At 63.4% G+C, this 23,770-nt stretch carries 25 protein-coding genes and 3 pseudogenes; 20 read left to right on the top strand and 8 right to left on the bottom strand.

Annotated elements, in window-relative coordinates; translation table 11 throughout:
* From VQ044_RS25650 to VQ044_RS11360, 4 genes and pseudogenes are all read right to left on the bottom strand, one after another.
* A partial coding sequence (locus VQ044_RS25650) for a hemerythrin domain-containing protein (protein ID WP_442880617.1) occupies nt 1-172 on the bottom strand: 172 nt, incomplete at its 3' end.
* 1 nt (nt 173) lies between these two features.
* Nucleotides 174-284 (bottom strand): annotated as a pseudogene (locus tag VQ044_RS25645) (winged helix-turn-helix domain-containing protein); the annotation flags it as partial.
* 68 nt (nt 285-352) lie between these two features.
* Complete coding sequence (locus tag VQ044_RS11365) at nt 353-697, bottom strand: helix-turn-helix domain-containing protein (RefSeq protein ID WP_331827670.1); 345 nt, start codon at nt 695-697, stop codon at nt 353-355.
* Nucleotides 698-1,249: 552 nt separating this feature from the next.
* Nucleotides 1,250-2,128, bottom strand: a complete 879-nt coding sequence (locus tag VQ044_RS11360; protein WP_327647281.1) for a LysR family transcriptional regulator — start codon at nt 2,126-2,128, stop codon at nt 1,250-1,252.
* 151 nt (nt 2,129-2,279) lie between these two features.
* Between VQ044_RS11360 and VQ044_RS11355 the strand changes: the two genes are divergently transcribed.
* From VQ044_RS11355 to VQ044_RS11335, 5 genes and pseudogenes are all read left to right on the top strand, one after another.
* Entirely contained in the window at nt 2,280-3,320 is a 1,041-nt protein-coding gene (locus tag VQ044_RS11355) for a D-cysteine desulfhydrase (protein WP_327647290.1), read from the top strand.
* 18 nt (nt 3,321-3,338) lie between these two features.
* Nucleotides 3,339-4,202 carry an amino acid ABC transporter substrate-binding protein gene (locus VQ044_RS11350; RefSeq protein WP_327647280.1) on the top strand — a complete coding sequence of 288 codons (864 nt, stop codon included), beginning with the start codon at nt 3,339-3,341 and terminating at the stop codon, nt 4,200-4,202.
* Between the two features lie 49 nt (nt 4,203-4,251).
* Nucleotides 4,252-4,950: pseudogene (locus tag VQ044_RS11345) on the top strand (amino acid ABC transporter permease); the annotation flags it as partial.
* A gap of 22 nt (nt 4,951-4,972) precedes the next feature.
* Complete coding sequence (locus VQ044_RS11340; protein WP_327624646.1) at nt 4,973-5,629, top strand: amino acid ABC transporter permease; 657 nt, start codon at nt 4,973-4,975, stop codon at nt 5,627-5,629.
* Nucleotides 5,626-6,351: an amino acid ABC transporter ATP-binding protein gene (locus VQ044_RS11335; protein ID WP_327647279.1), complete on the top strand. Its 726-nt coding sequence runs from the start codon at nt 5,626-5,628 to the stop codon at nt 6,349-6,351. The genes VQ044_RS11340 and VQ044_RS11335 overlap by 4 nt, the downstream gene beginning before the upstream one ends.
* 223 nt (nt 6,352-6,574) lie before the next feature.
* Here the strand turns inward: VQ044_RS11335 and VQ044_RS11330 are convergent, their stop codons facing one another.
* The gene (locus VQ044_RS11330) at nt 6,575-7,852 is read right to left on the bottom strand and encodes a phospholipase D family protein (RefSeq protein ID WP_327647288.1); all 1,278 of its coding nucleotides are present in this window, start codon (nt 7,850-7,852) and stop codon (nt 6,575-6,577) included.
* Between VQ044_RS11330 and VQ044_RS11325 the strand changes: the two genes are divergently transcribed.
* The gene (locus VQ044_RS11325) at nt 7,769-8,023 is read left to right on the top strand and encodes a hypothetical protein (RefSeq protein ID WP_327647291.1); all 255 of its coding nucleotides are present in this window, start codon (nt 7,769-7,771) and stop codon (nt 8,021-8,023) included. The two genes, VQ044_RS11330 and VQ044_RS11325, sit on opposite strands and share 84 nt — an antisense overlap.
* 134 nt (nt 8,024-8,157) lie before the next feature.
* Here VQ044_RS11325 and VQ044_RS11320 read toward each other — a convergent pair whose 3' ends face one another.
* Both VQ044_RS11320 and VQ044_RS11315 read right to left on the bottom strand, forming a co-directional pair.
* Nucleotides 8,158-8,928: an endonuclease/exonuclease/phosphatase family protein gene (locus tag VQ044_RS11320; RefSeq protein ID WP_327647278.1), complete on the bottom strand. Its 771-nt coding sequence runs from the start codon at nt 8,926-8,928 to the stop codon at nt 8,158-8,160.
* A 236-nt stretch (nt 8,929-9,164) separates the two neighbouring features.
* A pseudogene (locus VQ044_RS11315) lies at nt 9,165-9,371 on the bottom strand (hypothetical protein); the annotation flags it as partial.
* Between the two features lie 65 nt (nt 9,372-9,436).
* Here VQ044_RS11315 and VQ044_RS11310 point away from each other — a divergent pair.
* The 7 genes from VQ044_RS11310 to VQ044_RS11280 all read left to right on the top strand — a co-directional run bounded on the left by VQ044_RS11310 (nt 9,437) and on the right by VQ044_RS11280 (nt 16,639).
* On the top strand, nt 9,437-10,351 hold the full coding sequence (locus VQ044_RS11310; protein ID WP_327624650.1) for a LysR family transcriptional regulator: 915 nt from the start codon (nt 9,437-9,439) through the stop codon (nt 10,349-10,351).
* A 158-nt stretch (nt 10,352-10,509) separates the two neighbouring features.
* Nucleotides 10,510-11,844, top strand: coding sequence for an amidase (locus VQ044_RS11305; protein ID WP_327647276.1), 1,335 nt, complete (start codon nt 10,510-10,512; stop codon nt 11,842-11,844).
* Nucleotides 11,841-13,022, top strand: a complete 1,182-nt coding sequence (locus tag VQ044_RS11300; RefSeq protein ID WP_327647275.1) for a CaiB/BaiF CoA transferase family protein — start codon at nt 11,841-11,843, stop codon at nt 13,020-13,022. Before VQ044_RS11305 ends, VQ044_RS11300 begins: the two co-directional genes overlap by 4 nt.
* A gap of 4 nt (nt 13,023-13,026) precedes the next feature.
* Complete coding sequence (locus VQ044_RS11295) at nt 13,027-13,875, top strand: enoyl-CoA hydratase (protein WP_327647274.1); 849 nt, start codon at nt 13,027-13,029, stop codon at nt 13,873-13,875.
* Complete coding sequence (locus tag VQ044_RS11290) at nt 13,872-14,873, top strand: ABC transporter substrate-binding protein (protein WP_327647272.1); 1,002 nt, start codon at nt 13,872-13,874, stop codon at nt 14,871-14,873. Before VQ044_RS11295 ends, VQ044_RS11290 begins: the two co-directional genes overlap by 4 nt.
* Nucleotides 14,874-14,936: 63 nt before the next feature.
* Nucleotides 14,937-15,845, top strand: a complete 909-nt coding sequence (locus tag VQ044_RS11285; RefSeq protein ID WP_327647270.1) for an ABC transporter permease — start codon at nt 14,937-14,939, stop codon at nt 15,843-15,845.
* Between the two features lie 14 nt (nt 15,846-15,859).
* Complete coding sequence (locus VQ044_RS11280; protein WP_327647269.1) at nt 15,860-16,639, top strand: ABC transporter ATP-binding protein; 780 nt, start codon at nt 15,860-15,862, stop codon at nt 16,637-16,639.
* On the opposite strand, the gene VQ044_RS11275 is transcribed toward VQ044_RS11280, so the two are convergent.
* Nucleotides 16,630-16,977, bottom strand: coding sequence for a hypothetical protein (locus tag VQ044_RS11275; RefSeq protein WP_327647267.1), 348 nt, complete (start codon nt 16,975-16,977; stop codon nt 16,630-16,632). The genes VQ044_RS11280 and VQ044_RS11275 overlap by 10 nt on opposite strands.
* A gap of 10 nt (nt 16,978-16,987) precedes the next feature.
* On the opposite strand from VQ044_RS11275, the gene VQ044_RS11270 reads away from it, so the two are divergent.
* The 7 genes from VQ044_RS11270 to VQ044_RS11240 all read left to right on the top strand — a co-directional run bounded on the left by VQ044_RS11270 (nt 16,988) and on the right by VQ044_RS11240 (nt 23,765).
* Nucleotides 16,988-17,530 (top strand): hypothetical protein, encoded by a 543-nt coding sequence (locus VQ044_RS11270; RefSeq protein WP_327647265.1) that lies wholly within the window; start codon nt 16,988-16,990, stop codon nt 17,528-17,530.
* Nucleotides 17,530-18,300, top strand: a complete 771-nt coding sequence (locus VQ044_RS11265; RefSeq protein ID WP_327647263.1) for a short-chain dehydrogenase/reductase — start codon at nt 17,530-17,532, stop codon at nt 18,298-18,300. The genes VQ044_RS11270 and VQ044_RS11265 overlap by 1 nt, the downstream gene beginning before the upstream one ends.
* 213 nt (nt 18,301-18,513) lie before the next feature.
* Nucleotides 18,514-19,680 carry an acyl-CoA dehydrogenase family protein gene (locus VQ044_RS11260; RefSeq protein ID WP_327647262.1) on the top strand — a complete coding sequence of 389 codons (1,167 nt, stop codon included), beginning with the start codon at nt 18,514-18,516 and terminating at the stop codon, nt 19,678-19,680.
* A gap of 259 nt (nt 19,681-19,939) precedes the next feature.
* Nucleotides 19,940-21,013, top strand: coding sequence for a LacI family DNA-binding transcriptional regulator (locus VQ044_RS11255; protein WP_327647261.1), 1,074 nt, complete (start codon nt 19,940-19,942; stop codon nt 21,011-21,013).
* Between the two features lies 1 nt (nt 21,014).
* Nucleotides 21,015-21,974 (top strand): ABC transporter substrate-binding protein, encoded by a 960-nt coding sequence (locus VQ044_RS11250; protein ID WP_442872903.1) that lies wholly within the window; start codon nt 21,015-21,017, stop codon nt 21,972-21,974.
* Nucleotides 21,971-22,762, top strand: coding sequence for an ATP-binding cassette domain-containing protein (locus tag VQ044_RS11245; RefSeq protein WP_442872902.1), 792 nt, complete (start codon nt 21,971-21,973; stop codon nt 22,760-22,762). The genes VQ044_RS11250 and VQ044_RS11245 overlap by 4 nt, the downstream gene beginning before the upstream one ends.
* Nucleotide 22,763: 1 nt before the next feature.
* Nucleotides 22,764-23,765, top strand: coding sequence for an ABC transporter permease (locus tag VQ044_RS11240; protein WP_327647259.1), 1,002 nt, complete (start codon nt 22,764-22,766; stop codon nt 23,763-23,765).
* Nucleotides 23,766-23,770: the final 5 nt, after the last annotated feature.

Here is a 23,770-nt window from a genome sequence, read left to right as displayed (position 1 = left end):
CATCGTGATCGTGGCGCATCTCGGTGATCGGCGCATCCAATTGTCCCGTGGCCTGTCGACGCATGGCTGGAAACAGGATCAATTCTTCCTTCTTCATGTGCACCTCCAATTCGCCCATGATCTGTTGCAAGGCGTTGGCCAGCCCTTCCGGCGCGTTCGGGTGGGCGGGCAGAGAGTTTGCGGTAGCCCATGGCCCGCAGTTCGCGGCACAGCGTTTGCACGCTTATGGGGATGCGGAACTCCTCGAACACCCATTGCGCCAGATCTACGAGCCGCCAGCGCACCACCCCGTCGACGGCCGGGATCGGGCCCGCCTCAAGCTTGCCCGCCAGAGCCTGCCGCTCGTCCGGCCCTAGCCGCGAGGGTNGCGCACCACCCCGTCGACGGCCGGGATCGGGCCCGCCTCAAGCTTGCCCGCCAGAGCCTGCCGCTCGTCCGGCCCTAGCCGCGAGGGTGCGCCGGGCGACTTGCGGTCCAGGAGACCGTCCAGGCCCTCGGCGTTGAAACGCACGACCCAGTCCCGCACGATCTGGCGCGTCACGTCTCCGACCTTGGCCGCATCGCTGCGCGTGCCGCCCTCGTAGATCGTCGCCAGTGCCAAAAGCCGGCGGGTCTGAGATGCGTCCCGAGAACGCCGAGCAGCCTGACGAAGTGTGTTCGTATCGAAGTCAGAGCGAAGCGGAACCGGCGTGGCCATGGCGGACATCCTCCTGTTCGCCCCAATGAATCACATCAGTTCCGCGCCGAGAATCCCCTACGAGTCATAAAATCCGAGAGCTGGTATGAGGCGGATGAACTCTCGAGGGGATCGGACTTCAAGCCTGAGTGCGGGTGGATTTCGCAGTAGCGATCCCAACTGGGATCAGAAACTTTGCTTCTATAAGTTCTTGCAGCTGGATCTGTGGGCCACACCGGTGGTACACAGGTCGAATTGGCGCTTAGCGGAAACCCCCGCTATGTAGGCGTTTCAATCTTCTGGTCGCAGAGTCCCCCCTCTCCGCCACAATCCGCATAAATCATTGACGCGGATAGAGTATTTCAGCCATCGCCATCGCCATCGCCATCGGTAGCCGTAGACCCTGGTACAGAAACCTGGTCCAGATGTAACGCGCAAGATCACATACACATTGGCGGGATTATCCGGGATTGGCCGGGATCAGGTGGGAAAAGCGTGTATCGACAGGGGTTTGAAGAGGGCCACGACCGCGCCACGTTGGCGTCTCTGATCAAGAGCCGCCGCGGGGTTATTCTAGATGTCGTCGACAAGGTCGAGGGCGGGCTGGTTGTCGTTAGGCGCGAACAGCGAAATGTCGAGGGGGATCGAGCCGTGGCGCCCGGCAAGGCTCACCAGGTTTCCGGCGGCCAGATCCCGCCGGCACATCGATTGCGGAATCCACCCCAGTCCGACACCGCTGCGGATGAGCTCGAGAACGCCCAACGTAAAAGCCGACTCGACCCGTACCCAACCCCCTTCCTGGACAAAGGGTTCGTTGAGACCGGTCCGTTCTATCAGACGACCGAAGTGGCTACTTTGCGGATAGCCGACGAGTGGCAGTGCCTTCCCCGTGCCACCATCCCCGTCGATCCGATAACGTAGCGAACCGCCGACGACCGGGATCAGCGTATCGCGCATCCAAATCCGGCGTTCGATCGATGCGTCGAAGGGAAGGGGCGGAAAATCCCGCGCTTCGTAGCACAGGAGGAGATCGGCTTCACCGTGCAGGAAAAGCGAGATGCAATCCTCGCGGTTCATCGTCCGCAGGCGCAAGGCGAGGTCGGGACTGCTGTCCTGGAAGCGATCGAGCAGCGAGGCAAACACATCCGTCGCGAGCGCATGTTGGGTTGCGAGGACCACAGTTTGCGGCCGCCCGCCCTGTGCGATGATTTGGCCGCGCAGACGCGACAATCGTTTGAGAAGCGCGCGGATCTCTGCTTCGTTTTCCGTCAGGCTGGCACAGAGCACGATGCTATTTGCCCTGCGTTCGACAAGAGGGACGCCGGCCCAATCCTCCAATGCCCGGATACGACGGGAAAAAGCCGGCTGGGTGACATGCCGCCGCGCTGCGGCACGACTGAGGGTTTTTTCCTCGAGCAAGGCCAGCGCGTCTTCGAGAAGCTTCAGATCCATGCGGCCCCACCCATACGTCCGGTATGAGTAGGCAAGAATATCGGCATTATCAATCCTGTGCGCTCCCGGCTATCGATTCGCGGAGATCAATAATCCCAAGGGGCGACTTCCCATGACGGCGAGCGAGACACCGAGCGCGGTCCACGACACCATGAGGCGGCGCCGCGATGTGTTAGCCCGGACTTTGCAAACCTTTCCAAGGCTTGCTCTTGGACATCTGCCGACGCCGCTGGAGCCGATGGACCGTCTGAGCGAACATTTAGGAGGGCCCCGTATCTGGGTGAAGCGAGACGACTGTACCGGCCTCTCCACGGGTGGCAACAAGACGCGCAAGCTTGAGTTCCTCATGGCCGACGCGCTGGAGAAACAGGCGGACTGCGTCATCACGCAGGGGGCCACGCAGTCGAATCATGCGCGTCAGACCGCAGCCGCGGCGGCAAAGCTCGGCCTTGCGTGCCACATCCTGCTTGAGGATCGGACCGGCTCGAACGACCGTCAGTACAATATGAACGGCAACGTCCTGCTTGATCGGCTCCACGGAGCCAGCGTGGCAATGCGTCCTGGGGGCGCCGATATGGCGGCGGCAATGGAGGCGCTGGCGGACGAGCTCAGGGCTGAGGGGCGCAGGCCCTACGTCATTCCCGGCGGCGGATCGAACCCCGTGGGCGCGCTGGGTTATGTGGCCGCCGCCGAAGAATTGATGCGCCAGGCGGATCAGATCGGATTCGCGATCGATGCGATCGTCCACGCAACCGGGAGTTCGGGCACGCAGGCGGGACTGGTCGCCGGTCTCGCGGCCCTGGAATCGGACGTCGATCTCCTGGGCATCGGCGTGCGCGCGCCGCGGGAAAAGCAGGAAGGCATGGTCTACGACCTTGCCTGCCGGACCATGGAACACCTCGGCGCGGGCTTCGTGATCGAGCGTGAGCGCGTGCGCGCAAACTGCGACTATGTGGGACCCGGATACGGTCTACCCACGGACGGGATGCGCGAGGCGGTCAAACTCCTCGCTCGGCTTGAGGGCCTGCTCTTCGATCCGGTCTATTCCGGCAAGGGGCTCGACGGGCTCATCGACCTCGTCGGCAAGGGGCGATTCGATGGCGCGCGCAACGTCGTCTTCCTGCACACCGGGGGCAGTGCCGGCCTGTTCGGCTACCCGGAGACATTCGACCTCGACGATCCTCAATCCTGAACAGCAAGGAAGTTCACTATGAGATATACCTCCGTCGTTCTCGCTGCGGTGCTCGCCGCAGGCACGGCCCTGCCCGCAGCGGCGCAGGAACTGACCGGAAAGCTCGCCAAGATCGCCGAGGCGGGCGAGATCGTGATCGGGCACCGGGAGAGCTCTGTGCCGTTCGCCTATCTGGACGAGAACCAGCAGCCGGTGGGGTACTCCATCGATCTGTGCATGAAGGTCGTCGAGGCCGTCGAGGAGGCCGTCGGCAAGGACGTCGAGGTCCGCTATGTCCCGGTTAATCCGAAAACCCGCATCGCGCTCATGGCCAACGGCACCATCGACCTCGAATGCGGCTCGACCACGAACAACCTCACCCGTCAGGAGCAGGTCGAGTATCTGCCGACTACGTTCATCACCGGCACCAAAATTCTGACGCGCAAGGATTCGGGCATCCAATCGGTGGATGATCTGGATGGCAAGGCCATTGCGCTCGCCCAAGGCACAACGAACGAACGCGCCGTCAAGGCCGCAGTCGAGAAGAAAGGGCTCGATGTCAAGATTCTCCCGGTGCGCGACCACGCCGAAGGGATGCTGGCGCTGGAAACCGACCGGGTGGACGCCTATTCGACCGACCACATCCTGCTTTTCGGGCTCATCTCGAAGGCGAAGAACCCCGATGATTTCGCTGTCGTCGGCGACTTCCTCTCCTTCGATCCATACGCGATCATGGTGCCGCGCAACGACAGCGCCTTTGAACTCGCCGGCAAGAAAGCCCTCGCCGAATTGTTCCGGTCCGGCGAAATCGATGCCATCTACGAGAAGTGGTTCGGGCCGATGGGCGTGGAGCAGACCGACCTGTTGAAGGCGGCCTTCCAGATACAGGCGCTCCCGGAGTAAGCAGCAGTAGCGGCGCCACCGTGTCTATCACCTGCGGGACGACCCGAATATGAACTACAACTGGAATTGGGGCGTCCTGTTCGAGGAACCCTATCTGGAATGGCTCATTTCGGGCGTCCAATGGACATTCGCTGTGGCGCTCGCGGCTTGGGTCATCGCGCTCGTCGTGGGCGTCACCGTGGGCGTCGGGCGGACGCTGCCCTCCCGCCCGATTGCGCTGATCTGCACGGTCTACGTGGAACTTTTCCGCAACATACCGCTGCTCGTGCAGATGTTTCTGTGGTACTTCGTCGTGCCCGAGATCGTGCCGGAAGATGTCGGCCGCTGGATGAAACGGGATATGCCGAACCCGGAATACGTGACGGCGGTCGTCGCGCTCGGCCTTTATACCGCGAGCCGCGTGGCTGAGCAGGTACGCGCCGGCGTCCAGTCGGTCGGCGACCGGCTGACCAGCGCGGCTTACGCCAACGGTCTTTCCGTCGCGCAGACCTATCGTTATGTCCTTCTACCCATCGCCTTCAGGCTGATCGTGCCGCCCCTTACGTCGGAATTTCTGACGATTTTCAAGAATTCGTCGCTTGCGCTGACGATCGGGCTTCTGGAGCTCACCGCGCAAAGCCAGCAGATTGCCGAGTACACGTTCCAGGGGTTTGAAGCCTTCACCGCCGCGACGGTCATCTACGTCTGCATCGCGCTTCTGGCCACGGTTGCCGCGCAGGCCATCGAGAAGCATACGCGCATTCCCGGCTATGTCGGGGGGGGCGTGAGCGATGGGCGATTTCGACATCAGCGTCATCACGGACAACCTGCCGTTCCTTTGGCAGGGGCTGCAGCTTTCGCTGCTGCTGACCGGTCTCGCGATCATTGGCGGCATCGTCCTGGGAACGGTTCTGGCGCTGATGCGACTATCCGGCATACTGCCGCTGGCGCTTTTCGCGGCGGGCTACGTGAACCTGATCCGGTCCGTCCCGCTCATCCTCGTGATCTTCTGGTTCTATTTCCTGGTACCGCTGGCCTTGGGGCGTCCGGTCGGTGGCTTCCAATCGGCGCTGATCGCCTTCGTTATGTTCGAAGCGGCGTACTATTCCGAGATCATCCGCGCCGGCATCCAGTCGATCCGCAAGGGGCAGGTCCAGGCCGGTCAGGCGACCGGTTTGTCCTATTGGCAGATCCAGCGCTACGTCGTGCTGCCGCAGGCATTTCGGAACATGATCCCCATCCTGGTGACGCAAGGCATCATCCTGTTCCAGGATACCAGCCTCGTCTTTGTCGTCTCCTTGCGTGATTTCATGACGGTCTCGTCGATCATCGCGCGGACCGAGGGCCGGCTGGCGGAAATGTATATTTTCGCTGCCCTGGTCTATTTCGCCATCTGTCTCGCCGGCTCGCTCTTCGTCCGCCGGCTACAAAAGGCAAAGCCCGCATGATCGACCTTCAAAACGTCTCCAAGTGGTACGGTGACTTCCAAGTGCTTGCCGACTGCACCACCCAGGTGGCTCGGGGCGAGGTGGTGGTGGTCTGCGGTCCCTCGGGTTTGGGTAAGTCCACCCTGATCAAATGCGTCAACGGGCTCGAGCCGGTACAGAAAGGCTCGATCACAGTGGACGGTATCGAGGTCACGGGACGCAAGACCAACCTGACCCAACTGCGCGCGCGGATCGGGATGGTGTTCCAACATTTCGAGCTGTACCCGCACATGACCGTACGGGAAAATCTCTGCCTTGCGCAGGAGAAGGTGCTGGGACGCAGCCGGGCCGAGGCCGTGGCCAAGGCGGAAAGTCTGCTCGAAAGAGTGGGGCTGGCCGAACACATCGACAAACATCCCGGCGCCCTGTCCGGCGGTCAGCAGAGGGTGGCGATCTCGCGGGCGCTCGCGATGGACCCGATCGCCATGCTGTTCGACGAGCCGACCTCGGCGCTCGATCCGGAGATGATCAACGAAGTGCTCGACGTCATGGTGGAACTCGCGCGCGAAGGCATGACGATGATCGTCGTCACGCACGAAATGGGCTTTGCCCGCAAGGTCGCGGATCGGGTGGTCTTCATGGATGAGGGTATGATTGTGGAGGACCGACCCACCGAAGAGTTCTTCGGCAATCCCGAAAGTGAGCGGGCGCAGGAGTTCCTGTCGAAGATCCTCAACCACTGATGACCTCCGGGCGTTGGAGCTTCTGCCTCCAGCTCATACCCACACGCCGACGCGAGCTTTTCTGCATAGCGCCCTCCGACATGCGTCTTAAACGGCTGCCTCAAATGCCTCGGCCCGGGCTTGCGCGAAGAGCGCAGAGGCCTCAAGGAACTGCCGTTCGCCGAGAACATCATCGGATCGGTTCAAGCTCAAAATGACAATTGAAGATGAGTCTTGGGCGTGGTTACAGCAGTCGCTCGATCGGCATGTATCGTATCACGGCAGCCAGGACGGCCGCCGGACGTGTGATCCCGGGTTCTTGGCTGCGATTTGTGCGGCCATCGTGCCAGAAGAGCCGCCGTCCTTCGCGCGTGACACGGTAGGCAACGCTCGGTGATCGTCCGTCCTCCAGAAATGCGGCGGTGCGTTCGGCGAAACCCGACCCGTGTATCAATAGAACGACTTCGCTATTGTCTAACGCGGAGCGCGGGTCGAGGTTGAACGAACCGATCACGGAGAGACGATCGTCAATCACCATGACCTTGGAGTGCAAACTGGCTGCGACGTCATCATGTCTGTGACTGCCGGTGATGGAGCCGTGCAGCAGCGAGGCTACCCGGCGCACCGGTGCGTTGAGCTTGAGTTCGTGGATCGCGACACCGGCATCGAGCAAGGCAGGTCTGTATTTGGCGTAGCCTGCCTGTGCGGCGAGGACGTCGTTGGTGGCGAAGGAATTGGTCGTGACTCGCACCTTGACGCCGCGATCCACGAGCGCCGCGAAACGGCGCACGCCATTTCGACCCGGAATAAGGTAGCCGGATTCGATGTCGAGCGTTTGTTCGGCCGCGGCAGTCAGATCGGCGATACGCCTTGCGACCTTGCGATGGTCGGGGCCGGTAATTCCCGGATGGTCGTCCACAATGCTTGACGGGCACCAGACGAGATCGGCCAGCAACGCCCGGACCGAGGGAAGATCGGCGACCCGGGCGACGGCGCCAGGATCCGTCTCTCCGGCGTTTCCCAGGCGTTCGGCGCCGATCGCCTCGTCAAGCATCTTCAGGTGCCGTTCGATCACGGCCGATCCGGCCCGTTCCTCCACACCGAATGCAGAGGACGGCATGGCCAGTTCGCTGTCCCAGTATTGTTGTACCGACGCCCCCATGGCGGCTGCGGACGGACCGGCTATCAGCACGTCGCAGTCGCGGAAGTTCATGGTCTCCGCCAAACCGAAATACGCATTGCCGATGTTGCGTCCGCCCGTGATCGCGACGACGTCGTCGACGACAAGAGCCTTGTTATGCATGCGCCTGTTGAGACGTGCGAAGGCAAAGAACCAGTGCAGGAAGTAGGCGCGACGTGTCAGTGAGGCGTTGTAGATGCGCACTGTCACCTGCGGATGCGCTGCCAGCGTCTTGACCAGGGTGCGTGTGCCGCTTGCATGGAGGTCGTCGAGCAGGACGCGCACGCGAACGCCGCGCCCGGCGGCTTCGATCACGTGACGCGCCATCAGATGTCCGGCCAGGTCGCTGTGCCAGGTGTAGTATTGAAGATCGATCGTGTCGGCCGCAGCTTCCATGAGCGCAAGCCGCGCGGCGAGGGCCTTGGGTCCGTCCGGGAGAAGGTCGTGTCCGCTGTGACCCGTGTCGCGCGCGTTGTCTGGAGTGAGCGTCTTGACCAGGTCTCGCAGCGCTGACGGGCGTGCAGGGACGGCGCATGCACCTTCGCGATTCAGGATGTCGCGCCGAATGTGACGATAGCGCCATTCGCCCAGCAGGACGAGACCGCCGAGTCCGAACAGGACGCCGAGGATCGCCAGAAGCCACTGGGTCAAGGCGCATCGCCTCCGAGCGCAGACATCTCGACCCCTGTCGCTGCCTGACCTGTGGAGAGAGGGTTCCGGACACCACTGATCTCGAACTCCGCCCAGATCGGCAGGTGGTCGGAAGCGATCCGGGCGAGCCTGTCGGCGATGACGGCGCAATCGGTGAGAGCGAGACGATCATTGTGGTAGATGCGGTCGAGCGGGGTCAAGGGCCGCCGGGACGGATAGCTGGGCCCGGTGGGAGTCAACGACATCTCTTTCTCGAACAGGCTCAGGCTGTTGGGAGTGCGCCCCCACCCATTGAAGTCACCCACGATAATCGCCGCGCGTTTCGCGTCCAGTTCAACTGCGGCGAGCAGCGCCCGCGACTGCCGATAGCGGTATCGGGCGAGCAGGCCCAAATGTGTGGCAATCATCCGCAGGGGAAACTCTCCGGCGGTCAAATCAGCAAGGACCGCTCCTCTCGGCTCCAGGCCGGGCAGCTCGAGACAACGTGTCTGCCGCACGTCGATGCGGTCGCCAACCAGCACGACATTGCCATGCCAGCCGAGGCCTGGCTCATCGTGGTCAAGCGCGGCGAGCCGAAGGCCGGTGCGTTCGTGAATCTTGGCCGCGTCGAAAATCGCCCGTCGCTGGTTGAAACGATAATCGGCTTCCTGCAACGCGACGATGTCAGCGTCCAACGACGCGACCAGATCGAGGATACGTTCCGGGTCCCGTCGTGCATCGCGACCGATCGCCTTGCGGATGTTATAGCTGGCAACCCTGATCCGCATCGTAACCTCGTCGCATTGCGTCCCCGCCGGCCTCCAGACATGTAGAACGAGGCAAGGCAAAACCAGGGCAACCGACGAAATCCCTGAATCGGTCGCCATCGCATGAAAGAGTCGTTGGACCTCACTGACGTCCATGCCGCCGTGCCAGCCCGTGAGATATCTTGCTCATGTGGTCACTGCTTGATGGTTGCTTGGCTCGAGCCGTCGCCAGGGATCTTCCTGTCGACACTTGCGTCCTATTCGGCCGGCTGCCCCGCAGGCTTGTCGACTTGGGCTGCGACGTGGTGCGCATCCGGCGCATCCGGGGTAAACCGCGAGACGAAACGGCCCAGCTGATCGAGATAGGTCAGGATCACTGGCACCACGACGAGCGTCAGCAGGGTCGAGGAAATCAGGCCGCCGATGACCGCGTGGGCTATCGGGGCGCGTTGCGACCCGCCTTCGCGCTCGCGGTCGGCCGGGCCCATGATCCGTTGACAGGATGGCGGCGCGCGAGCCTTCATCGCTGATGGAAACATGGCGTCACGATCTTTTCTCCCTCGCGCTTTTCATCCGGATCTGCGAGGCGCACAGCATCACCCGCGCCGCCGAGCAAATGAACGTCGCCACCTCGGCGGTGAGCCGACGCGTCGCTCTCCTCGAAAGCGAGGCCGGGCTGCCGCTGCTAATTCGCAAACCGCATGGCGTTGAGCCGACCACAGCCGGCCTGCTCATGCTGCGTTATGCGCGCGACGTCATGCATCTTGGCCGGCAACTCGACGCCGCGCTGGACGATCATCGATCGGGAGCCAGTGGCCATATCCGGGTCTATGCCTCGAGTTCGGTCCTGGTGGAGTGTCTTGCCGCTCATCTGTCCCAATTCGGACGCGAATATCCGCGCATCAAGCTCGATCTGGAAGAGCGGCCAAGCGCCGACACTCTCGAAGCCCTGCATCGCCGCCAAGCCGATATCGGAGTGGTTGTGGCCGGCAGCGAGATGGGCGGATTGTCAAGCTTTGCCTATGCCAGCGACTCGCTCGCCGTGGCGCTTCCGAAAAACCATCGCCTCGCTGGGGCGGAGCGCCTGCGATTCAGCGAGCTTTTCGACGATGATCACATCGCGCTCGAGCCGGGAACCGCCGTGCATCGGTTGCTAGCGGAAAAGTCGCGCGCCTATCAGCCAGGGCCAAGAATCCGGGTGCAGGTCCGAAGTTTCGAGGTCATGTGCCAGATGATCGGCCAAGGCCTTGGGATCGGGATCCTTCCACGCCGCGCCGTTGGTCCGCTGGCAGCGGCCTTGGGTCTGACGCTGGTCGCTCTCGACGAGCCGTGGGCCGAGCGAAAATTCGTCATCTGCGTGCAATCGCCTGACAATCTCAGCGCGTCGGCCGATCGGCTAGTTTCATTCCTGCGCGAACAGGTGCAGCCCGCGCCTGAGGCGTGAAGCCCGGTTTCCCGGATTGCTGGTTCTCCCCATGCCAGGCACGAATTCTCCATATTCGAAATCTGACACCACGGAATTCTAATTCCCGGAAGCATTTTTTGCCCATAGGCTGAGGAAGCTCATTCGGACGTGATGCCGGCGAAACGGGACATCTACGCTTGTCACATTCCTCTCTCCCGGACTGGACAGGCCTTCAAAAGGGAGGTCGTGCGCGGCAAATCGTCCATTGCCAAGCGATCGCGGCCGATCTCGACCAGGCATTCAACCTGTTTGTCGAGCGTGAAGGCGGCGAGAGCGCGAATTCGGACGGTATCCTGGAGGGAATGCCCTACGCAGCCAAGGACATGTTCGATCTGCCGGGCCGGGCACCTCTGTTCGGTCTGGACAAGGCCTTGTCCGCGCCACCGCAGCACCCGGCGGAAATTCTTCGCCGTCTCGATCTGGCCGGCGGGCATCGCATCGGGCTCACCCGACTGACGTCGATCGCCTATGAGCCATCGGGAGCGGGTACCGCGCTCAATCCATGGAACCCGGAGATGGCACCCGGCGGGTCGTCGTCGGGTTCGGCAGCTGCCGTGGCCTGCGGGGCCGCTTTCGTTGCGCTGGGATCGGACACCGGCGGCTCGTTGCGCATTCCGGCCCATTGCTGCGGCGTGACGGCGTGGAAACCGAGCCCCGATACGATACCGCGCAACGGCGCGGCGACCCTTGCGCCGAGTCTCGATACGATCGGCCTGATCGCCCGCAGCGCCCGCGATATTCTGCTGACGATGGACGCGACGCATCTTTTGCCCCCCTCCGGCGAAATCGACGCGGAGCGCGCGAAGCCGGGCATCGCGATCGCGGTGGATATCGTGACGCTCGCCGAGCCCTCGGTCAGATCTGCTTGCGAGGCCGGGATCGCACATCTCTCCGGGCTTGGGTTTTCGCTGCACAACCGCGATGCGAAACCCGAGATCAAACGGGCCGGCGATGCGGCGCTGCGCGTTCTGCAAGGGGAGGCGGCCCGCCACTTCGCCCCTTCGCTCGACGCCCTTTCCGCCAATCCGTCGCTGCGCCGCCGCCTTGAGATGGGGCTCGGCGTCGATGACGCGACCCTCGCTTCGGATCTCGCCGGGCGGAAGGCCGCGCGCCAGGAATTCCTGACGGCGGTCTTTGGAAACTGCGATTTCCTCGCGCTGCCGGTCATGTCGATCCGCACGCCGGCGCTCACCGAGGTCGACCCGGCCTCGAACGACTTTACCCCCCGCATCCTTTACGCCCTGAGTGCCTGGACCCTGTTCGCGAACTATCTCGGCCTGCCGGCTCTCGCCTTGCCGACCGGCTTCGACGACCGGAACATGCCTGTCGCCTTGCAAATCGTCGGCCGGCCGGGAAGCGATCGACGCCTCCTCGCGCTCGGTGCGGCGTTCCAAGCGGGTTCTTCATGGCATGGCCGCATGCCGCACTTCGCCAAACCGATCATCGAACAAGCGGAGAGAGCGGTCGCATGAGTGACGGAGCCCTGTCCCATTTGCGCGTTCTGGATCTGACGCGCGTTCGCGCCGGTCCCACATGCTGCCGAATCCTCGCCGATTTCGGCGCGGACGTGGTCAAGGTCGAGGCTCCGGTCGGCATCGATCCCAACGAGAACATGAGCGGGCCGCGGCACGGCTACGATATGCTGAACCTGCATCGCAGCAAGCGCTCGCTCACCTTGAACCTGAAGAAGTCGCAAGGTCACGATCTGTTCATGCGGCTGGTCAAGGACGCCGATGTCGTCGTGGAGAATTTTCGGCCCGACGTGAAGGACCGGCTCGGGATTGGTTACGAGGCGCTGAACGCCGTCAACCCGCGGATCATCCTCGCCTCGATCTCCGGTTTCGGTCAGTCCGGACCTTATCGGATGCGCGCGGGATTCGATCAGATTGCCCAGGGTATGGGCGGCCTGATGAGCGTCACGGGCCTGCCAGGCCAAGGTCCGGTCCGGGCCGGCATTGCGGTGGCCGACTCGGCTGCGGGAATCTACGCCGCCTGCGGTATCCTCGTCGCCGTCACCGAGCGGGAACGATCTGGCGAAGGGCAATGGCTGCACACGTCGCTGCTGGAAGCGCAGATCGCGATGATGGATTTCCAGGCCGCCCGTTATCTGATCGACGGCGAGGTTTCGGGGCAGGTCGGCAACGACCATCCCTATTCGACGCCGATGGGTGTCGTGGAAACCGCCGATGGCTACATCAACATCGCCGTCGGCGGCGAGGGGCAGTGGCGGCCGTTTTGCGAGGCGACCGCTCGGCCGGATCTCTGCGATGATGCGCAATACCGCACGCAAGCGGATCGGTTCGCCAACCGTCCCGCGCTGATGGCACTGTTGCGCGACGTCTTCAAGCAGCGGCCCTCCGCCGAATGGCTTGAGCGACTGGAGGAGCACGGCGTGCCGGCCGGACCGATCAATGGCATCGACGCGGTCTTCGACGATCCGCAGGTCCGTCATCTCGGCATGGCGGTGCCGATGGAGCACGCCGAACGTGGCCCAATTCGGGTCGTCGGGCAGCCGATCACCATGACGCGGACGCCCGCCGACATCCGGGCGCCGGCCCCCGACCCGGGCGAACACACGGATGAGATCCTCGCCGAAGCGGGGCTGACCGCCGGCGAGATCGCGGCGCTGCGACATGACGAGGTGATCTGACGCGATGGAGAACGCAACCATCCACTACGAACGCGACGGGCATGTCGCGCGTCTCGTCATCGACCAGGAGCGGCGGCGCAACGCCGTCAACCTCGCGATGTGGCGGCTAATTCCGGACCTGCTGCGGCAGGCCGCGGCCGATCCAGATGTGCGGCTGGTGGTGGTGACCGGCGCCGGATCCGCCGCGTTCTCCGCCGGCGCTGACATTTCCGAGTTCGCCGAGCTTCGCGCGACGTCAAGCGGCGTCGAGGCTTATGAAGCTGCTGTCACGGCGGCGCTCGACGCGGTGCTCGGCTGCCCGAAACCAACCGTTGCCGCGGTACGTGGCGTCTGCTTCGGCGGAGGCATGGAAATCGCGCTGTGCTGCGACTTGCGCTTCGCGGACGCCAATGCGCGCTTTCGCATGCCGGGCGCCCAGCTCGGCCTCGGTTACGCCTATTCCGCGGTGCGGCTGGTCGCGGATCGGCTGGGGGCGGCCGCGACCGCCGACATCCTGTTTACCGGGCGTGAGATCGGCGCCGCCGAGGCCGCAAGGCTCGGGATCGCCCAAAGCGTGAGCGCCGCCGAAACGTTCGACGGCGACGTTGCGGCGGTGGTCGCGCGGATCGCCGGCAACGCGCCGCTGACGCTGCTCGCGGCCAAGCGGGCCCTTATCGATCTCGCCAGGCCCGATCATCTTCGCGATCGGGCTGCCGTCGACGCGCTTGTCGCGGCGTGTTTCGCCAGCGAGGACTACGCGGAAGGTCGGGCGGCCTTCCGGGAAAAACGCGAACCGCTCTTTCGGGCCGGTGCCGGGACGGCCCCGCAACAAGAGCCCTCCGACCTTTCTTCGGCGCAAAAGGTGACGTCATGAAACGATCCAGCATCCTACGGCACACGATCGGGCTGGCCGCGGCCGCCATCGTCGCCGTATCCCCCATGAAAGCCTTCGCTATCGGCCCTGAGCCCGAACCCTTGTCGCCGCCGGTCGAACTCACGGTCGGTTATCAAAAGGTCGGCCACCTGGCCCCGATCACGCTGATCTCCCAGGACTTGAAGAAGCTCGGCGTCGATCTGAAGACGGTGGAGTTCGCCCGCTACGCCGACGCGCGCACCGCGCTCCTTTCGGGATCGTTGGAAATGGCGACGGTCGGACCGGCCGATCTCGCTATCGCCCTGTCGCAGGGATCGACCAACATCGTCGGGATCATGGGCGTCGGTTCGTCGCCGAAATACGTCATCGGCCGCGAGGGCGTGAAGCTCGATTCCTGGGAAGACCTCAAGGGCAAGACCGTGGCAATCGCGCCAGGTTCGGCCGTCTGGTTTCAGTTCGCCGCGACCTTGACCGAACAGGGGATTCCCTATGACAGCTTCAAGGCGGTGAACATCCAAGGCGGCGGCGCCAATTTCGATCAGGCGCTGAAGCGCGGCGAGGTCGATGCCATCGTGACCTGGGAGCCGTTTGAATCGGTGCCGGTGATCGAGGGTTACGGCTATTTCGCCAAAGGACTGGAATACAGTAAGTCGGAATCGGTCGGTGCCGAACTCGGCATGGTCGTCGCCACCAAGGAGGCGGTCGACAACAAGCGCGAGGCGGTCGAACGCTTCGTCTGGGCCTATCTGAAGGCACAGGAGACTCTGGCTGCCGATCCGAAGGCTTTCGCCGCCGCCTATGCCGACCTGACCGGCCTCGCGCCCGACGTTGCCGCCGAGGCCGCCAAGCCGATCACGCTGGGCTCCGTCGTGACACCCGAGCAGATTGCCCGCCAGGCAAAGGCGTTCGCTGAGTTGGGCGTGATCCAGCGCGATGTCTCCGCGGAAATCGAAGACTATTGGGACGCCTCGCTCGTCAAGAGCGCCAAGGGCGAGTGAAGAGACGTCGGCGGCGTCGCGCGTGACGCCGCCGACAAACCCGCCGCAAACAGGAGAGCCGTTGTGTCCGACACCTCAGTCAAACGCCGCGGCGACAGGGTCGGCTCCGAAAGTGCCGGACTTGCCGCGCCCGGTGCCCGCGCCCTGGGCAGCACGTTGCCGCGGCTCATCATGAGCGGACGGCTTGGATCGATGATCCTTGCCCTCGTTCTGCCGGTCGTCCTGGTCGTCATCTGGCAATTGGCGGGCACCAACGGCTCCCTGTTCGGCGGCGTTCTTCCGACTCCCGATCGCGTGGTAAAAGCGTGGTGGATGTGGGCGTTCGGCGAACGCGGTATGGGGCTCAACCCCTATAGCGGGACATGGCTCGCCAATGTCCTCTTCTCGACCCAGCGCGTGGCGCAAGGATTTGCCGTCGCGATCCTCATCGGTGTGCCCGCGGGCATCATGATCGGCTGGAACCGGCTATCGGCGCAGGTCCTCGATCCCACGATCCAGCTGTTGCGGCCGGTCCCGATCACCGCCTGGCTACCATTTTCGATCGCCGTTTTCGGCATCGAGAGTTTCGGCGCGATCTTTCTGATCGCCCTCGGCGCCTTTTATCCGATCGTCATCAACACCACCCAGGGCGCGCGCCACGTCGAGCGCAATCTCGTCCGCGCCGCGCTGATGATGGGCGCGAACCGTTTTGACATCCTGCGTTGTGTGGTCGTTCCAGCCGCGCTGCCCTCGATCTTCACCGGGCTGCGGATCGGGCTTGGCATTGGCTGGACCGCCGTGATCGTAGCCGAGATGATCGCCGTCAAGTCGGGCCTCGGCTACGTCCTTTGGGACGCCTATTACGTCGGCAGGATGGACGTCGTCATCGCCGACATGGTCTCCATCGGCCTGATGGGCCTTCTGAGCGACCAGCTCATTCTACTTGTCGAACGGTGGGCGCTCTCCTGGCGTCTTGCCGTCGCCAGCCGCTAAATCAGGGAACGATCATGGCGAGGATACAGGTTCGCGAAGTCGCGAAGGTCTATCAGGCGGTCACGCCCATTCGGGCTCTCGACTGCGTCGACATGGACGTGGCCGATGGCGAGTTCGTCGCGCTGCTCGGGCCATCGGGCTGTGGCAAGTCGACCCTTCTCAACATTCTGGCGGGTTTCGAAAAGAGCACCGAAGGCGTGGTCCTGATCGACGACGAACCGGTCGGTCCGCCCGGGCCGGATCGCGGCGTGGTATTCCAGGATGCAGCGCTGTTTCCCTGGCTCACCGTCTATGACAACGTGACCTTTGGTCCGCGCATCCAGGGCGTCGGCCGGGCCGAATACGACAGCCGGACGCGGGAGATGCTGTCGATCGTCGGCCTCAGCGAATTCGCCGATTCCTACCCCTCGCAACTCTCTGGCGGGATGCGCCAGAGGGTCGGTATCGCACGGGTTCTCGTCATGCGACCGCGCGCGCTATTGATGGACGAGCCCTTCGGCGCGCTCGACGCCCAGACCCGAATGGCGATGCAGGAACTCCTGCTCGAAGTATGGCAACGACTGAGCACGACCGTGGTGTTCGTCACTCATGATATCGACGAAGCCATCCTTCTGGCGGATCGGGTCTGCGTCATGTCGGCAAGACCGGCGTGCATCGCGCGGGAAATTCTCATCGACCTGCGTCGTCCGCGCTCCATCGACGATCTGACCAGCCCTGCCTTCATCCGGTACAAGGCCGAAATCATGGCCGAGATGCGCAGCGCCCACCAGCCAGCGGAGCCGATTCACGCATGAGCAATCCCCGCATTCCCTATCGCCTGTCCTCCGAACGGCCGGTGTTGCCGCCGATGCAGGGCAAGCGCATTTTCGTTCACCTCGTCGTCAACGTCGAGCACTGGCAGTTCGACCAGGCGATGCCGCGGACGATCATCACGCCGCCGCACGGCAAGGAGACCATTCCGGATGTGCCGAATTTCAGTTGGGCCGACTACGGGATGCGGGCCGGCCTGCCGCGCATTCTCAAGCTTTTCGCCGAACGCGGTGTGCCGGCCTCGACCTCGCTCAACGCCGGCGTGATCGCGGCCTACCCTCAGGCGGCGGATGCGATGCTGCACGCCGGGTTGGGAATTCATCGGACACGGCGTGCATCAGCGTTCGCTGAATCAGGCGAGCGGTGGCGAGGAAGGCCTCGTGTCCGAGGCGCTGGATCTGATCACCCAATTCACCGGCCAGCCAGTGCGCGGCTGGCTCAGCCCCGGTCTTCGCGAAAGCGACGATACGCCGGATATCCTGATGCGGAAGGGTGTCGACCATGTCTATGACTGGGTGGTCGACGATTTGCCATCGTGGATCGAGACGCGACACGGCGACCTCATGGCAATGCCCTATAACCTCGAAATCAACGATTCGATCGTCTACGCGATCGAGAAGCATGCGACCGGCGAAATGCTGAGCCGCCTGCGTCATACGCTGCGGCTGTTCGAGCGTGAGGTCGAGGAAAATCCGAGAGTTCTGGCGATCGGGCTGCATCCGCATCTGATCGGCGTGCCGCACCGGCTACAGGAACTGGAAGACATGATCGATCTTCTGCAAGCATCCGATGACGTGCTGTTCACCACAGGCTCGCCGATCGCCGACTGGTTCGTTGCCGCGACAAAAGCGGAAGCCAGGGCGGACTCGCGCTGATGGATCTGCAGCTCAGCGACAAGCGCGTTCTGATCACCGGCGGCTCCAAGGGCATCGGCTTTGCCGTGGCGCAAGCCTTTGCGGCCGAGGGAGCATCGGTCGTGATCGTCGGGCGCGATCCTGAAAAGCTGGACGCGGCCAAGGCTCGGTTGACCGGGCACGGCGCGACGATCGAGACCCATGCGGCCGATCTGGCGATGCCCCAATCGCGGGAGGAACTCGCCGAAACTATCGGACCGGTTGATATCCTGGTCAACAACGCCGGCGCCATTCCAGGTGGCGACCTCCTAACGTTGTCGATGGAACGATGGATCGAGGCCTGGCAGTTGAAGGTCTTCGGCTACATCCATCTCACACAGCTTTTTCTGAAGCGGATGAAGGCGGCGGGCGGCGGCACCGTCGTCAACATTATCGGTGACCTCGGCCGCTCGCCACGATGGGACTACGTCTGCGGGACGACCGGCAATGCCAGCCTGATCGCCTTCACCGAAGCGGTCGGCGCCAAGTCGGTCGATTGGAACGTGCGGGTGTTCGGCGTGAACCCCGCCGGCACCAGGACGGACCGCGTCGTCGAGGTGGCTCGCGGACAGGCGCAAAGCACGCTGGGCGATCCCGATCGCTGGGCTGAAATGCTCGCCAATCGTCCCTTCGGGCGGCTGGCCGAACCCGAGGAAATCGCCAGCGTCGTCGCGATGCTGGCCTCGCCTCGCGCGGGCTATCTCTCCGGCACTGTAATCGATGTCGATGCCGGGCTGCGGAACAGAAAGTAGGACGGACACGTCAGGGTCCACGGTCTGCCAAGGGCGATCGAGACCTTGTGCGCGAGGACGAGATGGGCTTTGGGGAACCCACAAAATCTTGATCTTGTGGTGAATCGGCTCCCGCGAACGCGGCGGACCGTCTCTGCGACAAATACACCGTGGCCGGGGTTCGCTTTTTGGCGGGGTCGGAAGCCGCAATACAGACCGATATGGAGAATGAGAATGGACAGCAGGGTCGAGGGCGACGATCATCAGGATCTTCGGGACGCGCTACGCGCGCTGTGCGCGGAATTTCCGGCGGAGTATCACCGCGCGCACGGCGCCGCCGAGACCTATCCCGAGGAATTCGTCGACGCCCTAACCAAAGCCGGCTGGCTCGCCGCGATGATTCCCGAGGAGTACGGCGGCTCCGGCCTGGGCCTCCTTGAGGCGTCGATCGTCATGGAGGAGATCAACCGGGCAGGGGGAAACGCCGGCCACTGCCACGGTCAGATGTACAATATGGGCACCTTGCTGCGGCACGGCTCGGAGGCCCAGAAGAGCAAGTATCTTCCGAAGATCGCGTCGGGAGAGTTGCGGTTGCAGTCGATGGGCGTCACCGAACCCACGACCGGCACCGACACGACCAAGCTCAAGACCACCGCCGTGAAGAAGGGGGATCGCTACGTCGTCAACGGACAGAAGGTTTGGATTTCCCGCATCCAGCATTCGGACCTGATGATCCTTTTGGCCCGCACCACGCCGCTGGCCGACGTCAGCAAGAAGTCGCAGGGGCTGTCGATCTTCCTCGTCGATCTGCGGCAGGCGATCGGCAACGGCATGACCGTCACTCCGATCCGCAACATGGTGGGTCACGAGACCAACGAATTGTTCTTCGACAACCTGGAAATTCCGGCCGATAGCCTGATCGGCGAGGAGGGGCGGGGCTTCAAATACATCCTCGACGGTCTCAACGCCGAACGCACCCTGATCGCGGCCGAATGCATCGGCGACGGCTATTGGTTCACGGAAAAGGCCTCCGCCTATGCCAGGGAGCGCGTCGTGTTCGACCGACCGATCGGCCAGAACCAGGGCGTCCAGTTTCCGATCGCAAGGGCCTATGTGAACATCGAGGCGGCGAACCTCATGCGCTTCAAGGCGGCGCGGAAATTCGACGCCAACCAGGATTGCGGGGCCGAGGCCAACATGGCGAAGCTGCTGGCGGCGGATGCGTCCTGGGAGGCGGCCAACGTCTGCATGCAGGTCCATGGCGGTTTCGGGTTCGCAGAGGAATACGATATCGAGCGCAAATTCCGCGAGACGCGGCTTTATCAGGTCGCGCCGATCTCGACGAATTTCATCCTCTCCTATGTCGCCGAGCACGTGCTCGGCTTGCCGCGGTCGTTTTGAGCGGAGGCGGTAACAGGTTCGCACGCTGGGCCGTCTCGATTCGCCGTAGGCTTCTCTGTGCTCAGTTTAAAGGAAAGCAGCCTGACCTTGGCCGGAAGGTCCGCCAGCGCGGCCGGCCAAGTCACGGCGTGGCGCCACTGCACCGTTCCACATTGTCATATTCGGTGTGACCGGTTCTCGGCCATCCGAAGTTTGCGCTTGAACAAAAAAATGAATGTGGCAGTCTGAGTAAACCGGTTTAGTAAAGCGGTTTACCTGTATGCCATCGACGACAAGCGCCAAACTCTCCAGCATGAAGGACGTCGCCAAGGCCGCGGACGTGTCGGTTGCGACCGTGTCGCGGTATCTCAACCGGTCGCTGACCCTGCCCGCCTCCACCGCCCAGCGGATCGAAGCGGCCATCGCCAAGCTGGATTACCGCCGCAATCCCCATGCTCGCCGGCTCAGCCTCGGTCGCACGGACGTCATCGGGCTGGTTATTCCCGATATCGCCAATCCGTTCTTCGCGACGCTCGCCGCCTCGGTTGAAGAAGCCGCAGACTCCTTCGGTCTCGGCGTTGCCCTGTGTTCGAGCCTCAACCGCCCGGGACGCGAGCTGAAATATCTCGATCAGCTGCGCCGCAACGAGGTCGACGGGCTGATTTTCGTGACCAACCACAACGATCGCGACGGCTCACTGGCCAGGGAAATTAATTTCGTTTCGCGGGTCGTCGTGCTCGACGAGGACGTTCCCGGCGTCGATGTGCCGAAGGTGTTTTGCGACAACGTCGCGGCCGGACGCCTGGCGGCCGAGCATTTTCTCAGCCTCGGGCATCGCTCGATCGCCTTTCTCGGCAGCGCGACCGACATGGTCAGCACCCAGGGCCGAATGGGCGGTCTTGCGGCGGCACTCCGCGAAAATGGCGCGAACGGCGCGATCAACTTTTCCCGGCATGGCGACTATACGGCCGAATTCGGCCGCGCGGCCGCGCGGGAGTTCATCGAAGCTGGTCTGCCGAGCAGCGCGATCTTCGCCGCGTCGGACGAGATCGCGCTCGGCGTGCTCGATGCGTTCCGGCAGGCTGGCGTCTCCGTTCCCGATGACGTCTCGATGATCGGCTGCGACGATACCGCCCCGCTCCACTTGCTCGATCCACCCTTGACGGCGATCCGACAGCCGGTTCGCGCCATGGGGCGCCGCGGCGTCGAATTGCTGATGGCCGGCGCACCGCCGGAGGGTGCGACGCCGTGCGAAGAACTGCTTCCTGTCGAAATCATCGAACGTGCCTCCGTTCGGCCGCCCACGGAGAGAGTGCACCAGCGCATGGCGGCTCTCAAAAAGAAAAGGATGTGACATGACCCTTCGATTCCAAAGGCGGACCCTTTTCGGTCTGGTAAGCGGCCTGATGCTTGCGACCACCTCGCTATCGCCGGCCTTCGCGCAGGATGCCGCAAGCCCGACCTATGCAATGGTACAGATCAACCAGCAGGCGTTGTTCTTCAACCAGATGATCGACGGCGCCCAGAAGGCGGCTGACGAAGCCGGCGCGAAACTCGTCGTGTTCAACGCCAACGACGATCCGGCACGCCAGAACGACGCGATCGAGACTTATATCCAGCAGGGCGTCGACGGCCTGATCGTCATCGCCATCGACGTCAACGGGATCATGCCGGCCGTCGAAGCGGCGGACAAGGCGGGGATTCCGGTCGTCGCCGTCGACGCGATTCTTCCCGAGGGGCCGCAGAAGGCCCAGATCGGCGTCGACAATGCCGAGGCGGGCAAGATGATCGGCGAATACATGAAGACCTATGTCGGCGAGAACATGGACGGAAAAGCCGTTCTCGGCATCGTCGGCGCGCTGAATTCCTTCATCCAGAACGTGCGCCAGGAGGGTTTCGAAAATGTCCTCAAGGGCGATGACAACATCGAGACCGTCGGCGTCGTCGACGGTCGCAACATCCAGGACGAGGCGCTGTCGGCCGCGGAAAACCTGATCACGGCCAATCCCAATCTCAACGCGATCTACGCGACCGGAGAGCCTGCCCTCGTCGGCGCGATCGCCGCCGTCGAGAGCCAGGGAAAGCAGGACAGCGTCAAGATCTTCGGATGGGATCTGACCGCGCAGGCGATCGACGGCATTGATGCGGGATTCGTCACCGCCGTGGTCCAGCAGGATCCCGCCGCCATGGGCGCAGCGGCGGTCAAGGCACTCGAGACGATCCGCACGGGCGGGACGGTCGAGGCGTCGATCTCCGTGCCGATCGAGATCGTCACAAAGGAGAATGTCGATCCCTATCGCGAGACCTACAATTGACGGTCCCACTGCAAGGAGAGGCCGGCCCACCCGGCCTCTCCACCCCCGGAGCTGAGCGGGCGCCTCGCGTTTCGCTGCGGCAGATTCGCAAATCCTTCGGTTCGATCGATGCGCTGCGCGGTGTTGATCTCGACCTTTACCCCGGCGAGTGCCTGGGCCTCGTCGGCGACAATGCCGCGGGAAAGTCGACACTGACCAAGGTTTTGTCGGGCACCTACATTCCCGATGGCGGCACCATCCTTATCGACGGGAATGCGGTGAAATTTCTCGGCCCCGGCGATGCCAGGGACCGGCATATCGAGATGGTCTTCCAGGACCTCAGCCTGTGCGACACGATCGACGTGACCGGCAACCTCTTTCTCGGGCGGGAGATCACCCGCGCCGGCTTTCTCGACCAGCGCGCGATGAAACGCGAAGCCCGCAAGATGCTCGATGCGCTGGAGATCAAGATCCCCAACCTGTCCTTGAAGGTCGCGCAATTGTCGGGCGGGCAGCGCCAAGCGATCGCCATCGCGCGTGCCGCCTCTTTCGATCCCCGCGTGCTGATCATGGACGAGCCCACCTCGGCGCTCGCGGTGGCCGAAGTCGAGGCGGTTCTCGCGCTGATCAACCGGGTGAAGGCCAGCGGTGTGTCGGTCGTTCTCATCACTCACCGGTTACAGGATCTGTTTCGCGTCTGCGACCGGATCGCCGTCATGTACGAGGGCACCAAGGTCGCCGAGCGCCAGGTCGAGGAGACCAATCTGGAGGATCTGGTGCGCCTTATCGTCGGCGAGGGGGTGCACTAACATGGTGACCTATACCAGCCGGTCGGAGGGATCGCGGACCAACGACTTCCTGTCCGAGCACGCCCAAGTCCTCTCCATCACCGGCTTCTTCCTCGTTTGCCTCGTCTTCTTCTCGTTCCAGACGGAGACGTTTCTGACCACCGGCAACGTTCTCAACCTGCTGCGGCAGGCCGCGCCGGTCCTCGTCGTCGCCAGCGCCATGACCTTCGTCATCACCACGGCCGGCATCGATCTGTCGGTCGGCTCCCAGGTCGCGCTCGTCAACGCCCTGGCCGCCATCGCCATCGCGGCCGGCGTTCCCTGGCCGCTGGTCGTGGCGATGATGCTGGCGACGGGCGTCGCGATCGGCCTGCTGCAAGGCTGGTTCGTCGCCCATCAGGCGATCCCGGCCTTCATCGTGACCTTGGCGGGGCTGTCGATCTTTCGTGGGTTGGCTCTGCTTTTGACCAAGGGCTATTCGATTCCGATCCGCGACGCCCCGGGCTTCACCTATCTCGGGCGCGGGGCGTTCCTCGGTATACCGGTCCCGGCGATCCTCGCGGTCCTCGTCGCCATCCTTGCCTATGTGGTCCTGACCAAGATGCGTTATGGCCGCCAAGTGGTCGCGGTCGGAGCCAATATGGAAGCGGCGCGCCGCGTCGGCATGCCGGCCAAATGGATCACCGCCTCGGTCTACGGTCTGACCGGCCTTGCCTCGGCCTTCGCCGGCCTCCTCATCGCCGCACGGCTCGGTTCTGGCTCCTCGAACGCGGCCGTCGGCTTCGAGCTCGACGTCATCGCGGCCGTGGTTTTGGGCGGCACCTCGCTGATGGGCGGCCGCGGCACGATCATCGGGACGGTGCTCGGAACCCTGACCATCGCGGTCATCGGCAATGGTCTCATCCTGATGCACATCTCGCCCTTCTTCACCCAGATCGTCACCGGCGTGATCATTCTGGCGGCGATCTGGCTGAACACGCGCATCTTCTCCTCTGGCCTGCGAATAGGGCGGCGAAAGACTTAGAAAGG

It is taken from the genome of Aurantimonas sp. C2-5-R2 (genome assembly GCF_036549495.1).
Lineage (GTDB): Bacteria > Pseudomonadota > Alphaproteobacteria > Rhizobiales > Rhizobiaceae > Aurantimonas > Aurantimonas coralicida_A.
This window is presented reverse-complemented; position numbering and strand designations above follow the sequence as displayed.